The 12,775-nt window shown below is 62.5% G+C and carries 10 protein-coding genes; 5 read left to right on the top strand and 5 right to left on the bottom strand.

Features of this window, described 5'->3' with window-relative positions; genetic code table 11:
* Nucleotides 1-74 precede the first annotated feature (74 nt).
* Complete coding sequence (locus tag L1P09_RS23460) at nt 75-4,730, top strand: dermonecrotic toxin domain-containing protein (RefSeq protein ID WP_235768177.1); 4,656 nt, start codon at nt 75-77, stop codon at nt 4,728-4,730.
* 34 nt (nt 4,731-4,764) lie between these two features.
* On the opposite strand, the gene L1P09_RS23455 is transcribed toward L1P09_RS23460, so the two are convergent.
* From L1P09_RS23455 to gpmM, 4 genes are all read right to left on the bottom strand, one after another.
* Nucleotides 4,765-5,532, bottom strand: a complete 768-nt coding sequence (locus L1P09_RS23455) for a divergent polysaccharide deacetylase family protein (protein WP_054905878.1) — start codon at nt 5,530-5,532, stop codon at nt 4,765-4,767.
* 8 nt (nt 5,533-5,540) lie between these two features.
* Nucleotides 5,541-6,857, bottom strand: coding sequence for a S41 family peptidase (locus tag L1P09_RS23450; RefSeq protein ID WP_235768175.1), 1,317 nt, complete (start codon nt 6,855-6,857; stop codon nt 5,541-5,543).
* Between the two features lie 78 nt (nt 6,858-6,935).
* Nucleotides 6,936-8,249, bottom strand: coding sequence for a murein hydrolase activator EnvC family protein (locus L1P09_RS23445; protein ID WP_235768173.1), 1,314 nt, complete (start codon nt 8,247-8,249; stop codon nt 6,936-6,938).
* 138 nt (nt 8,250-8,387) lie between these two features.
* Nucleotides 8,388-9,923 carry a 2,3-bisphosphoglycerate-independent phosphoglycerate mutase gene (gpmM, locus tag L1P09_RS23440; RefSeq protein ID WP_054905876.1) on the bottom strand — a complete coding sequence of 512 codons (1,536 nt, stop codon included), beginning with the start codon at nt 9,921-9,923 and terminating at the stop codon, nt 8,388-8,390.
* A 206-nt stretch (nt 9,924-10,129) separates the two neighbouring features.
* Between gpmM and L1P09_RS23435 the strand changes: the two genes are divergently transcribed.
* The 3 genes from L1P09_RS23435 to secB are packed head-to-tail and all read left to right on the top strand — an operon-like array spanning nt 10,130 to nt 11,324.
* Complete coding sequence (locus L1P09_RS23435) at nt 10,130-10,543, top strand: rhodanese-like domain-containing protein (protein WP_054905875.1); 414 nt, start codon at nt 10,130-10,132, stop codon at nt 10,541-10,543.
* A 1-nt stretch (nt 10,544) separates the two neighbouring features.
* Nucleotides 10,545-10,799, top strand: a complete 255-nt coding sequence (grxC, locus tag L1P09_RS23430) for a glutaredoxin 3 (protein WP_029886544.1) — start codon at nt 10,545-10,547, stop codon at nt 10,797-10,799.
* A 39-nt stretch (nt 10,800-10,838) separates the two neighbouring features.
* Nucleotides 10,839-11,324, top strand: coding sequence for a protein-export chaperone SecB (gene secB, locus L1P09_RS23425; protein ID WP_009685000.1), 486 nt, complete (start codon nt 10,839-10,841; stop codon nt 11,322-11,324).
* A 119-nt stretch (nt 11,325-11,443) separates the two neighbouring features.
* Here the strand turns inward: secB and trmL are convergent, their stop codons facing one another.
* On the bottom strand, nt 11,444-11,905 hold the full coding sequence (gene trmL / locus L1P09_RS23420) for a tRNA (uridine(34)/cytosine(34)/5-carboxymethylaminomethyluridine(34)-2'-O)-methyltransferase TrmL (RefSeq protein ID WP_009685001.1): 462 nt from the start codon (nt 11,903-11,905) through the stop codon (nt 11,444-11,446).
* Here trmL and L1P09_RS23415 point away from each other — a divergent pair.
* Nucleotides 11,904-12,341 carry a hypothetical protein gene (locus L1P09_RS23415; RefSeq protein WP_054905874.1) on the top strand — a complete coding sequence of 146 codons (438 nt, stop codon included), beginning with the start codon at nt 11,904-11,906 and terminating at the stop codon, nt 12,339-12,341. The two genes, trmL and L1P09_RS23415, sit on opposite strands and share 2 nt — an antisense overlap.
* Nucleotides 12,342-12,775: the final 434 nt, after the last annotated feature.

Here is a 12,775-nt window from a genome sequence, read left to right as displayed (position 1 = left end):
TTTTTGAGCAATATGTAGCGCGGGTATCGCACCTGAATACCGCAGCCTGCGTTTTTTCAGCGGAGGCACCCAGCATGACGAGTTACAAGATACCCCCCTTCGATTTCCGCCAGGCCGTGGCCGGGCAGTTCGACGGCCGGCCGACCCTGCGCCAGGTCGCCAGTGCGCAGCTACTGCGCGTGCTGCTGCCGCACTTGCCATGGTTGGCCAACACCACGCCAGCCCTGACAAATGCTGACCCACTGATGCTGGACAGCCCAGACCCCGCTACTGCGTATTGGACCACCACACCCTTTGTGGACCGGGTTCTGGAAGCCTTGCTCGACCCCCAGGCGTTGAGCCTGGCGCCACTGGCGGATGGGCGCCATTACAACCTCGGGCTCACCGGCAGCCATCGTTTTGCCGGCTCGTCGAGCGAGTTCGACACCCGGCAGTTGCCTGACTTGTCAGCTGCCCTGAGCCAGCTGGTTGAGGACTTGCCACGACACTTCTGCGAGGCCCAGCTCGAGTTCTGGCGAGGCAAGGGCAGCGCCGGGGTGAGTCGCGACGAATGGTTGCAGTTGCTGCTCAAGCTCGCGCTACTGCGCAGCTTGCCCTGGCAGGGACTGGACCCGCAGGAGCAGGCCTGTATCCGCGGCCTGCTGCACGGCGGTGATGAGCAGCCCGCGGTGTACTTCGTGCAGACCCGGCTGACCAGTGCCTCCATGCAATACGATCAACTGCAATGCCAGATGCTGATTGCCGCCGAGTGGGATGAGCGTGAGGTCATCCTGTGGTGCGCACCTTCGGGGATAGTACGCAGTTTCAAGTCGTTGCACGCGTTTGGCCTGGCCTTGCGTGACGAACTGGCGCAACGCTACGCCTTCGAACGGATGAGTTGGCAACGCTATCCCGCCACTGGCAATGTGTTTGCCCAGCAGGTCTCGCTGCTGCTCGATACGGTGCTCGCCAGGGTCGAGCTTGCGCGTTATGCCGATATCCAGGATGTTCCGGCCCTTGAGCAGCGTTTTGACCAGCTTGGCGACCCTTCTTCGTGGTTCGTGGGGTACCCGGATGAAACCCCGGCAGTGCAACCTCCCCCTGGGTTGATGGCCAGTGCGCAGGACAGTTTTGCCTGCAGCGCTGCCTTGCTGCAGCTCGCGCTTTACCAGCTCGACTCGGGTGGGGTCTCAGCACTGGATGGCGTTCAGTCGCTGACCGATTACGCCCGTCAACGGCTGACCAGGCAGATCCGCGAGGATCACGGGGCAGACAACTCGCCGGACGATCTTGTATTCGACCTTTACCTGGCCCGTGGGATCCCTGGTGGGGCGGGCACAGGCACCGGCGGCGGCGAGCCATTGGCCTTCGCCGGGAGCAAGACGCTCACCGAATTTGCCATTGGCAACCTCGCGTCGCTCAAGGGGGCGGCAATCGAGCGCATTTACCTGCGTGGCGGGGGTGAGGCACCGGCATGGCTCGATGCCGACGCCGCCAGAGCCCTCGTGACCAAAGTGGATATCGGTAGCCATTATCCTGCCTATGTCGCGGCGCAACTGGACGATCCGGCCAAGCGCGCGGACCGGGTCACGCGCCTGGGGCGGGAATGGCGTGCAGCACTGCTGGCCGCTGCACTCACTGCCAAGATGGACGGCAAGATCAAAGAGCCAGGCCTGCAATGCGTGGTCGACTATTGTGCGGGGCACGTCGACCCCGACGCGCCGCGCATGATCCTGTTTCCGCTGGCGTTCAGGCGTAGCGCAGCGTCCAGGGTCACGGACCCGGTACGCTGCATGTACATTCTGTTTTGCGCGGAACCCTCGCTGGTGTTGCTGTACCGGCCCTTGTTCGCCAAAGACACGCTGCGTGAATATGCCAGCCTCTCGGCTTTGCTCGAACACGTGCGTGAATCGGAGATTTTGCAGGAGAGTATTCTTGACTGGATGCAGCCCAGCGCCAGGCCTGTCTACGACCATGGTGGTTTCCGCGAACCGCACATCAGCGTCATCGGCATCGACCCCTATGCGCTGCCTGAGCGTCCGGAACCTGCCAGGCTGGCGATCGAATTCTGGCGTAGCAACATTGACGAGAAACTTTATACAGCCAATCGGGACCTGCTGCTGACGCTCGCTGATGAACAGTCTGTGTCCAACGCCGAGAGCCGCTGGCAGACCTTGTGCGAGGGGGCATGGCTGTTGTTCGATGTCGTGACCTTGGCGCTTCGGGGGCCTGTGGCCTCGGTGGCCTGGTTGGTGCAATTGCTCAACGCGTTGCAGCAAGACATTGAGGCCTTGGAGCGTGGCAATGAGTTTGATCGGTCGGCGGCAACGGTTGACCTGATATTGAACCTGGGCATGGTGTTGCTGCATGCCAGGCAACCCGCCAAAGCCTTTCCCGCCTATGCATTGCCCGGTGCGGCGGAGGTCGAGGGGCCTGAGGCGCAGCGCGGCGCATTTGCCGAAATTGCAATCGCGCCTATCGAGGAAACGCCTGTGCCTGGCCAAGCGCTGCCGAGCCGCTGGCTCGATTTTTCATGGCGAGGCCAGAGTGGCTTCAACTGGTTGCCGCGCGAACAGCGCGAAGCACTCAGGGCCATGCGTGCACCGGTCTCGCTTGCGGGCGTGCAGCCCTTGAACCAAGGTACGGCGACGGGCTTGTACCTGATCGACGGCGATCATTATGTAGCCCTGGCCAGTGATACCTACCGCGTGGAGCGGTTGCCAGAGGGTGTACGGGTGGTCGATGGTGGCGGAGCCGCGGGGCCCTGGCTGCGTTTCGTCGACGGCGCGTGGCGTGTGGACACGGCGCTTGGTCTGCGGGGTGGCATGGGGCCAAAATTTACTCAAGAGAGGCTGAGTGCTCGGTTTCGCGACTTGCACCAAAAGATAAGTCGCCTTGACAACCGCGCCCGGGAGGCCAGAGAGCAAGCCGGGCCTTTTGCCAGAGCTGCGCAGGAATTGCGCGAAAAACTGCTGAAACTCAGGGAACTTCGGGCCAACGCATCCGAAAGGCTGGCCGCGTTGCCCGCCGAAGACGAGGCGGGGAAGTCGCAGTTGCGCACAACGCTCGCGCTTTACGATGAGCGCAAGATTACGTTCGAGCAGGACCACTTCACACAGATGAACCTGATGCTGAAGGAGCTGGAAGCTGCGGTCGGCGCCGATATTGAAATACTGGCGCTGCACGCGACCATGCGAGAAGACAAATTTGCCCGTGAGCGGGAAAAGGGGGGCTGGGACGGGGTGCTTGCCGAGCACGATAAAGTTGTTCGCAACAGCGCTATCAACGATGCCGAGATTATTTTCACCGAGCTCTGGAGCCTTGCGAATTACCCCGAACTTGTGGAGATGCAAAACGCGCTGGATGGGCGGCCAGTCCGTGAATTCGCGGATTTGTATGAGAAGTTACGCGTCAAACAGCAAGTCGTGATCGACGTGCAGGATCGCATGTTGGTCGGGAGTGAGCAGCTGGATCAATTGTTGACCGAAACGCCGGAAGATTTCGAGGTACAGGATTGGGGGGGCAACGCCAAACGCACCGTCGCAGACATAATTGCCAAGCGCCGCGTCAGTACAGTTCAACTGCGTTTACACCAGGTCGTGAATCTGGCCGAGCTGGCGCTGCACCTGGAAAGCGACCGGCCAGACGTACTTGCAGGCTACAAAGCTGACCTGGCCAGCTCAAGCCTGCGCAACGCGGCCGAAGCCCACGGCGAGCTGGCCTTCTCCAACCTGCCGGCGCAGGACAGGGTCGTCATCCTCCACGAAGCCTGGGACGAATACAGTGCTGCACTGGTCAACAGCGATCGCGTTTGCCGAGAGGGTGGGGCGTTGATCGAACCGGCCATGATCAAGCGCTATCGGGAGCACATCAGCAAGCTCAAGCTCGATGTGAACGTACGTCTGGGCATAGCGTATGATGAGCAGGATCACCCCCTTCTACCGACCGGGCGTAGGCCTTATCCGGCGTCCCGCGTGCCGCAGCGGTTGGTGCGTAACGGCCAGGGCCAACTGATGATCGGCAACGTTATCGAAGGGCAACCCTTGCTCGAGGTGCGTGAGAAGATCAGCGATAAGGTATTGGCCACCTTTGAACAAGTAGATGGCGAGTGGCGCGAGGTCCAGCAGCCATCGTTGTCCGACGAAGCCCCCCTAGCCGATCTCGCTAGTTGGGTGCAGTCTCTACTGAATAAGAGCAATGACCATCGAGCCTCAGCCAAGGCCTATGTCGAGATCGATATCAGCGGGTCGCTGGTGGCCAGGATATACGATCTTCAGCTGAACAAACTGACCGAGGCTGTGAGCGTAGTGCGCGATGCCGGTGGCGACGATGCGCTGATCAGGACCTTGGAACAGGAAGTGGATGCGCTGCGTACAGAGAAGGAGGTGCAACTTACCACCCTGTACACCCGCACCCGCCGCCCCACTGCCGAAGCCCTGCGCTTTCTTCACGATTTGAAGGCGATCAAGGTCGTATACCTCAAGCGGCATGTCATGGCGGACGGTAGCGCTTTCGATGAGTACCTGGTCCAGCTCTTGTCAAACAACCGTAAACTCTGGGCTGTGCATTTCCATTTGCGGTCGCAGGCTGCCTACGCCCGGGATTTTACTTCGGGGCACCTGAAGGTGTGGGCCCAGCGTTACCTGAGCAGCCAGGTTGCCAGGGATACAGGGCAGCAGCTTTACCGCGGCAAGCTGACACTACAGCAAGCCACGGGGATCATTCCTTTCGATCGTCCAACAGCACAGTAGGTTCGGGGCGGCTTGCTTCTGGCCGAACCCAGGTTCATCGGTTGCTGTAGCGGCCGTGCCGGCCATGCGCCGGCATGGCCTGGTTGCTCCGCTCGGCAATCATCTGTGGCAGACCCAGCAGCGTGATGCCCTGGCTTTTCAGGCGGGGCAGTTCGCGGGCCAGCACCTCCAGCGTTTGCGGGTAAGGGTGGCCGATCAGCACTGCCGAGCCTTGCTTGTGCGCCAGGGCCACGCCTTGTTGCAACTGCCCGGCAATGGCTTCGGTGGTGCGCACGTCATCGAGAAACACATCCCGCGAGACATGCGCCAGGCCTTGCGCCTGTGCTTCTGCAGCCGCGACGGTGGCGGCACTGGTACGGCTGTCGACGAAGAACAGGTGGCGGCGCTGCAATTCGCCCATCAGCCAGGCCATGGGTTCGCGCTGGGCCGTCATGCGGCTGCCCATGTGGTTGTTGATGCCGGCCGCGTAAGGCACCTTGAGCAGCGCGCTGTCCAGGCGCCGGGCCAGCTCTTCGCCGGCGATGCCGGGGTGCCAGGCATAGGGCCCGGTGGCCGGGTCCATGGGCATGTGCAGGATCACCGTTTTGCCAGCCCTGTGCGCTTGGCGGGCGAAGTCGGTTGCATGCGGGGTGTCGGGCATGATGGCCATGGTCACCGGGCCGGGTAGGGCCAAGGTGCGGCTGTCCCGCTCGGGGCTCTGGCCAAGGTCGTCGATGATGATGCTCATGTAGGCTTTGCCGGCCGGCGCCGCTTGCGCGACCCCGGCCAACAGGCAGAATACCAGGCACAGCAGGTACCGCACGGGCTGGATCATTTGCCCGAGGTGATGTTGAGGCCTTTGAGCAGGCTCAGTGCCTGGCTCAGTTGGAAGTCGTCGTCCTGTGGGCGCTCCTTGCGCTTGCTGCTGCCGGTCGGGCGGTCGGCGCCGCCGTTACCGTTGCCCAGGTGGCCCTGCAGGTCGGCTTCCTTGAAGTTGTCGGTGTCGACCTCGGCAGTGAGCTTGGCCTGACGTACTTCGATGTCGGGGACGATACCCTGGGCCTGGATCGAACGGCCATTGGGGGTGAAGTACAGTGCGGTGGTCAGCTTCAGGGCGCGGTCATTGGCCAATGGCAGCACGGTTTGTACCGAGCCTTTGCCGAAACTGTCGGTGCCCATCAGCACGGCGCGCTTCTGGTCTTGCAGTGCGCCCGCCACAATTTCCGAAGCCGATGCGCTGCCGCCGTTGATCAGCACCACCAGTGGCACCCCTTCGCTGGCGTCGGCCGGGTCGGCCGAGAAGCGCAGCTCGGAATTGGCGATGCGGCCCTTGGTGTAGACGATCAGGCCCTTGGTGAGGAAGTGGTCGGCCACTTCCACGGCCGATTGCAGCACGCCACCCGGGTTGTTGCGCAGGTCGAGCACCACCCCGCGCAGTTTCTTGCCGTTGTCCTTGCGCAGCTTGGCCAGGGCTTTGCCCACCTCGTCGCCGGTCTTGACCTGGAACTGGGTGATGCGGATATAGCCGTAGTCGTTTTCCAGCAGCTGGCTCTTCACGCTCTTGACCTGGATCACCGCGCGGGCCAGGGTCACGTCGAAGGGGTTACCGCCGTCGCGGACCAGGGTCAGGGTGATTTTGTCGCCGACCTTGCCGCGCATCTTGTCCACCGCTTCGGTCATGGTCTGGCCGCGGGTCGGGGCGCCGTTGATCTTGACGATCAGGTCGCCGGCCTGGACGCCTGCACGCGAGGCCGGGGTGTCATCGATCGGCGAGACCACCTTGATGAAGCCGTCTTCCTGGCCCACTTCGATACCCAGCCCACCGAACTCGCCGCTGGTGCTTTCCTGCAGTTCCTGGAAGTCCTCGGGGCCCAGGTAGGCCGAGTGTGGGTCGAGGTTGCTGAGCATGCCCTTGATGGCATTCTCCAGCAGGGTCTTGTCGTCTACCGGCTCGACATAGGCCGCCTTGATGCGGTCCATGACTTCGGCGAAGGTGCGCAGCTCTTCCAGTGGCAGTGACGCCTTGGCAGTGACCTCGGTGGCCGGCACAGCTGCCGCCTTGGCCGGCTCCGCGGCAGTGGCCAGGGGCGCGCCGACCGCCAGGGCGATGGACAGGGCCAACTGGGTGAGACGAGGCGAGTGCAGCATGTCGAACGGACTCCTGATCCTGTAAGCGCTCCCTGCGGAGCATCGGTGCAGCGTTTGGGCCGCGCCGTAGAAAGTTGACTAACCCCGGCACCACTGCGAAGGGTCGGTAGGCCGGCCCTGCTGGCGGATGGCGAAGTACAAGCCTGCCGCGTCCTGGCCACCGCTGTCGCCGACGGTGGATATGGCTTCACCGGCCTTGACGATGTCACCGGCACTTTTCAGCAGGCTCTGGTTATGGCCGTACAGGCTCAGGTAACCGTTGCCATGATCGAGAATGACCAGAAGCCCGGCGCCGCGCAACCAGTCGGCGAACACCACACGCCCGCCGTGCACGGCGCGCACTTGTGTGCCGGGGTTGGCGCTGATCATCACGCCGTCCCATTTGGCCCGGGCATCGTTGCCGCGTGCATCGCCGAAGCGTGCCAGCAATCGACCATTGACTGGCCAAGGAAGTTTGCCCCGTGCTGCAGAAAATGCACCGCCGTAGTTGGCGCCGTCGCTGGAAACCATCGGCCCGAGGGTGGTACGGGCCTTTTTCGGCGGCTCTGCCGGCGCTTCAGGCTCGCGCGCCTGGTTGCGCGCAGCGGCGGCCAGGGCCTCTTGCTGCCGGCGTTTTTCCGCTTCCTGCTGCGCCAGCAAGGCTTTCTTGCGTGCCTCTTCAGCCTCGCGGGCCTGGCGTGCCAGGGTTTCCTCGATGGTCTTGAGGACTTTGGCCAGGTCGGCCTGGTCCTGCTGACGGGCCTGGAGCTTCTGGTCGCGGTCTTTCATGTCGCTGTTGAGCTTGGCCAATACCTGCTGGCGCTTGCCGCGTTCGCTCTCCAGGGCCTGGCGGCGGCTGTCGAGGTCGGCACGCTGGGCCAGCAACTGCTGCTGATGGGCAGACATTTGCTGCTCGACACTGGCCAGCTGGCGGAGGGTTTCGTTGAAGGTGCGCAGCTGCTCCAGGCGCGCCTTGCTCATGTAGTCGTAGTAGGTCAGGGTGCGGGCGAATTTCTCTGGGTTCTGCTGGTTGAGCAGCAGCTTGAGGTATTCCTCGCGACCGTTGTTCTGGTAGGCCGAGCGGGCCTGAATGGCGATCAGCCGTTGCTGTTCAACGCGGGCGGTCTGGAGTTTTTTTTTCTCGGTTTCAAGGCGCTCCAGCTCGCCCTCGGTCTTTTTTAGCGCTTGCTGCAGTGCCTCCACCTGCTTTTCGAGGTTGCCGATGTCGGTCTCGGTGGCTTTCAGGTCCTTTTGCACACCGGCTTTTTCTTCCTGGAGCTTGCCCAGTGTTTTCTTGAGCTCGGCAATGTCCTGGCGGGTGGCGTCCAGTTGCTGCTGGGTCTGTGCGCGCTCATCGGCGACGGCCGGGCTGAGCAGGCATGACAAGGCTAGGAGGATCAGGGCGCGAAGCATGGGGTTTGGCGTACCAAGGATGGAGACTGGCCTAGTATGCCCGCCTGGGCGGGCAAATTGAATCAGCTGCAAGCGTGAAGCTACAAGCGGCAAGAAAAAGCGCGCCACCTCTCGCTTGCAGCTTGCAGCTTGCAGCCGTCAGGCGTCTACCAGAATCGAAGTGCCGGTCATTTCGGCAGGCTTTTCCAGCCCCAGCAGCTTCAACATGGTCGGCGCAACATCGGCCAGCACGCCGCCATCACGCACTTTCACGTTGCGCTTGCCGACATAGATGAACGGCACCGGCTCGGTGGTGTGTGCGGTGTGGGCCTGGCCGGTGGACTCGTCTTCCATCTGCTCGACGTTCCCGTGGTCGGCGGTGATCAGCGCTTCGCCACCGACCTTGTCCAGCGCCTCGACAATGCGGCCAACGCAGTTGTCCAGCGCTTCGACAGCCTTGACTGCCGCTTCGAACACGCCGGTGTGGCCGACCATGTCACCGTTGGCGTAGTTGACCACGATCACGTCGAAGCGCTGTTGCTCGATGGCTTCGACAATGCGGTCGGTCACTTGCGGTGCGCTCATTTCCGGCTGCAGGTCGTAGGTGGCGACCTTCGGCGATGGGATCAGGATGCGCTCTTCGCCTTCGAATGGCTCTTCGCGGCCACCGGAGAAGAAGAAGGTGACGTGGGCGTATTTTTCGGTTTCGGCGATACGCAGTTGGGTCTTGCCGTGCTTTGCCAGGTACTCGCCCAGTACATTGTTCAGGCTGGACGGGGCAAAGGCAGCGGGTGCCGGGATTTTCGCCGAATACTGGGTCAGGCCGATGTAGGCCGCCATTTTTGGCAGGCGTGCACGGGCGAATTCGGTGAAATCGGGCTCGACGAAGGCGCGCGACAACTCGCGAGCGCGGTCGGCGCGGAAGTTCATGAAGATCACGGCATCGCCGTCTTCGACCTTGACTGCTGCGCCAATGCGCGTGGCCTTGACGAACTCGTCGCTCTCGTCACGGGCGTAGGCCGCTTGCAGGCCTGCCACGGCGGTGTCAGCGGTGTATTCGGCGCTGCTGTCGACGATCAGGTTATAGGCGGCGCTGACGCGGTCCCAGCGGTTGTCGCGGTCCATGGCGTAGTAGCGGCCGATCAGGCTGGCGATGCGGCCCTTGCCCAGCTTGGCGAAGGTGGCGTCGAGCAGCTCGATGGACGACTGCGCGCTACGTGGCGGGGTGTCACGGCCATCGAGGAAGGCGTGCAGATAGATTTTTTCCGCGCCGCGCTGCGCGGCCAGTTCGGCCATGGCAACGATGTGGTCCTGGTGGCTGTGCACGCCACCATCGGACAGCAGGCCAAGGATGTGCACGGCCTTGCCGGCACCGGCAGCCTTGTCCACCGCACCGGTGAGCACCGGGTTCTGGAAGAACTCACCGTCGCGGATGGCCTTGGTCACCCGGGTGAAGTCCTGATAGACGACGCGGCCCGCGCCCAGGTTCATGTGACCGACTTCGGAGTTGCCCATCTGCCCGTCCGGCAGGCCGACATCCATGCCCGAGCCGGAAATGAGGCCATGCGGCTGGCTGGCGCGCAGGCGGTCGTAGACCGGCGTGTTAGCGGCGTAGATGGCGTTGTATTCAGGGCTTTCGCTGTGGCCGAAGCCATCCAGGATGATCAGGACCAGGGGTTTGGGCGTACTCGTCATCAATCAAACTCACGGTTGTTCAAAGATGATAAAGAAACGCATTTTAGGGCAAATACGCCACGTGCGGCGAATAATCGTCCCATCCCCCGACCGGCGCGCGCGCAATGGCAACATGAAGCTGGTCTGATGGCCGGCCCGTCGGGCTTTGGTGGTACCAAGGGGCTGTGTATACTGGCCGGCATTTTCAATCGCCTGGAACACCGCTGATGGTTGCTCACCTGATTCAATTCGCGACAGATCACTACATCCTGGTTGCGATCTTCTTCATTCTGCTGGTCCTGCTGCTCATCAATGAAATCCGCCGTGGCGGGCAGAGCCTGAGCAACGGTCAGCTGACTGCCCTGGTCAATGCCGACAAGGCGCTGGTGATCGATATCCGCCCGGCCAAGGAGTATTCCGCCGGTCACATCGTGGGTGCGGTGAACATTCCGCAGGACAAGCTGGCCAACCGCATGGCCGAGCTGGACAAGCACAAAGAGAAGACCCTGATCGTCGTCGACGCGATGGGCCAGCAGTCCGGCAGCATTTGCCGCGATCTGCTCAAGGCCGGTTACAACGCCGCCAAGCTGAGCGGTGGCGTTTCCAGCTGGAAAGCCGATAACCTGCCCCTGGTGAAGTGATATGAAGCCCGTCATCGTTTATTCCAGCGACTACTGCCCCTACTGCATGCGTGCCAAGTACCTGCTCGAGAGCAAGGGCGTGGCATTCGAGGAAATCAAGGTCGACGGCAAACCGCAACTGCGCGCCGAGATGGCCCAGAAAGCCGGCCGCACGTCGGTGCCGCAGATCTGGATCGGCAGTACCCATGTCGGTGGATGCGATGACCTCTATGCCCTGGAACGCGCCGGCAAGCTCGACGCGTTGCTGGCGGCCTGATTTGCACTGCATTCGAAAACATTAGGATAAGGATCTGCCATGACTGACCAACAGACCAACGGCGCTGCTGCTGAAGACAACAGCCCTCAGTTCTCCCTGCAGCGCATCTATGTGCGCGACCTGTCGTTCGAGGCCCCGAAAAGCCCGCAGATCTTCCGTCAGACCTGGGAGCCAAGCGTTGCCCTGGACCTGAACACCAAGCAAAAGGCCCTGGAAGGCGACTTCCATGAGGTGGTGCTGACCCTGTCGGTCACCGTGAAGAACGGCGACGAAGTCGCGTTCATCGCTGAAGTGCAGCAGGCGGGTATCTTCCTCATCGCCAACCTCGATGCGGCTTCGATGAGCCACACGCTGGGTGCGTTCTGCCCGAACATTCTGTTCCCGTATGCCCGCGAGACCCTGGACAGCCTGGTGACCCGTGGTTCGTTCCCGGCGCTGATGCTGTCGCCGGTCAACTTCGACGCCCTGTACGCGCAGGAAATGCAGCGCATGCAGGAAGCCGGCGAAGCGCCAACCGTTCAGTAACTGCTGCCGGTATCGGAAAAGCGCCTCTAGGGGCGCTTTTTTGTTGGCTGTGTGGGAAGCCGCACGTGGTCCCTGTGGGAGCCGGCTTGCCGGCGATAGGGCCAGTGCAGGCTTACACATCAGCTCCCGGCAAACCCGTTCTGCCGCCAGGCCTCATACACCGTCACCGCCACTGTATTGGACAGGTTCAGGCTGCGACAGCCTGGGCGCATGGGCAGGCGCAGGCGTTGCTCGGCGGGCAGGCTGTCGAGGACTTCTGCCGGCAGCCCGCGGCTCTCCGGCCCGAACAGGAACGCGTCACCCGGCTGGTACGCGACCTCGTGGAACGGGTGCGAGCCCTTGGTGGTAAAGGCGAACAGCCGTGGGTTGCCCAGGCTTTCCAGGCATTCGGCCAGGCTCTGGTGGCGCTTGAGCGTGGCATACTCGTGGTAATCCAGCCCCGCGCGGCGCAGGCGCTTGTCATCCAGTTCGAAGCTGATGGGTTCGATCAGGTGCAGGTGGCAGCCGCTGTTGGCGCACAGGCGAATGATATTGCCGGTATTCGGCGGAATTTCTGGTTGAAAAAGGATGACGTGAAACATGCACGGCTCCAAGCAAGAGGATGACGGGCATTCTACCCCCGAACCGGATGTGCGTTCGAAGGCGTTGCCGCGCATGCTGCTGTCGCTGGCGATCGTCGGGGTGATGGTGGGGCTGATGATCGGCCGCCTGACCGCCCCTGTAGAGCGTCAGTTGCAGCAGGTAGAGGTGTTGCCGGATGGGCTGGCGCTGTGGTTCAACGAAGAACCCAAGCTGCATGCCGAGAACGTCCAAGGCACAGTGGCTGTGCTGTTCCAGGCCCAGGGCACGGCCCGGCAGGGCCAGTTGAGCCTGAACGGCAAACCGGTAAGCTGGCGGCTGCAGAACAGCCAGGAGGGGTTGTTGCTGACGGTGGTGGCCGCGCGCCCCCTGCACGGCCAATGGGCCGGTGCAGAAGACGCTGGGCGCTGGCGGCTGCAGGTGAGCCTGCAGGAATAAAAGAGGGGATATCCCGGCCTGCCTGTACCAGGGTCCCCAAAAGGGCTACGGCGTACTGCGTGTAAAGGGGGGATGGCCCGGCCTGCCTGTACCGAGGTCCCCAAAAAACGGCGGTGTTGCTAATAAAAGAGGGGTTCACCCGGCCTGCCTGTACCAGGGCCCCCGAAACTGGGTATGTATTAGCTATTGCAGGGGGCGTGCCAGTTTTGCAAAACCCGGAAATACTGGGCTTTGAGGGGGATTCGGCCGGTTTTTGAGGGGGTTTGTGCCTTGGCGAGGTGCAGCGGGCACAGGAACGGTGCATCGGAAGGCTGAAACAGCTGGGGCCACTTTGCGGCCCTGTCGCGGCACAAGGCCGCTTACAATGGGCGGGGGTGGCCGGCAGTCCTGCGGAGCCGGGCCGGCATCATCAATCGATGTAGGAGCGGGTTCAC

It is taken from the genome of Pseudomonas juntendi (genome assembly GCF_021560075.1).
Classification (GTDB): domain Bacteria; phylum Pseudomonadota; class Gammaproteobacteria; order Pseudomonadales; family Pseudomonadaceae; genus Aquipseudomonas; species Aquipseudomonas juntendi.
Note: the sequence above shows the minus strand (reverse complement) of the source record. Positions and strands in the feature narration are given on the sequence as shown.

Excerpts from the sequence above, each read along its gene's own strand:
- L1P09_RS23445 (WP_235768173.1), bottom strand. The coding sequence starts at position 8,249 with ATGCTTCGCGCCCTGATCCTCCTAGCCTTGTCATGCCTGCTCAGCCCG.
- L1P09_RS23460 (WP_235768177.1), top strand. The coding sequence starts at position 75 with ATGACGAGTTACAAGATACCCCCCTTCGATTTCCGCCAGGCCGTGGCC.
- secB (WP_009685000.1), top strand. The coding sequence starts at position 10,839 with ATGACTGACCAACAGACCAACGGCGCTGCTGCTGAAGACAACAGCCCT.
- L1P09_RS23415 (WP_054905874.1), top strand. The coding sequence starts at position 11,904 with ATGCACGGCTCCAAGCAAGAGGATGACGGGCATTCTACCCCCGAACCG.
- trmL (WP_009685001.1), bottom strand. The coding sequence starts at position 11,905 with ATGTTTCACGTCATCCTTTTTCAACCAGAAATTCCGCCGAATACCGGC.
- L1P09_RS23435 (WP_054905875.1), top strand. The coding sequence starts at position 10,130 with ATGGTTGCTCACCTGATTCAATTCGCGACAGATCACTACATCCTGGTT.
- L1P09_RS23450 (WP_235768175.1), bottom strand. The coding sequence starts at position 6,857 with ATGCTGCACTCGCCTCGTCTCACCCAGTTGGCCCTGTCCATCGCCCTG.
- grxC (WP_029886544.1), top strand. The coding sequence starts at position 10,545 with ATGAAGCCCGTCATCGTTTATTCCAGCGACTACTGCCCCTACTGCATG.
- gpmM (WP_054905876.1), bottom strand. The coding sequence starts at position 9,923 with ATGACGAGTACGCCCAAACCCCTGGTCCTGATCATCCTGGATGGCTTC.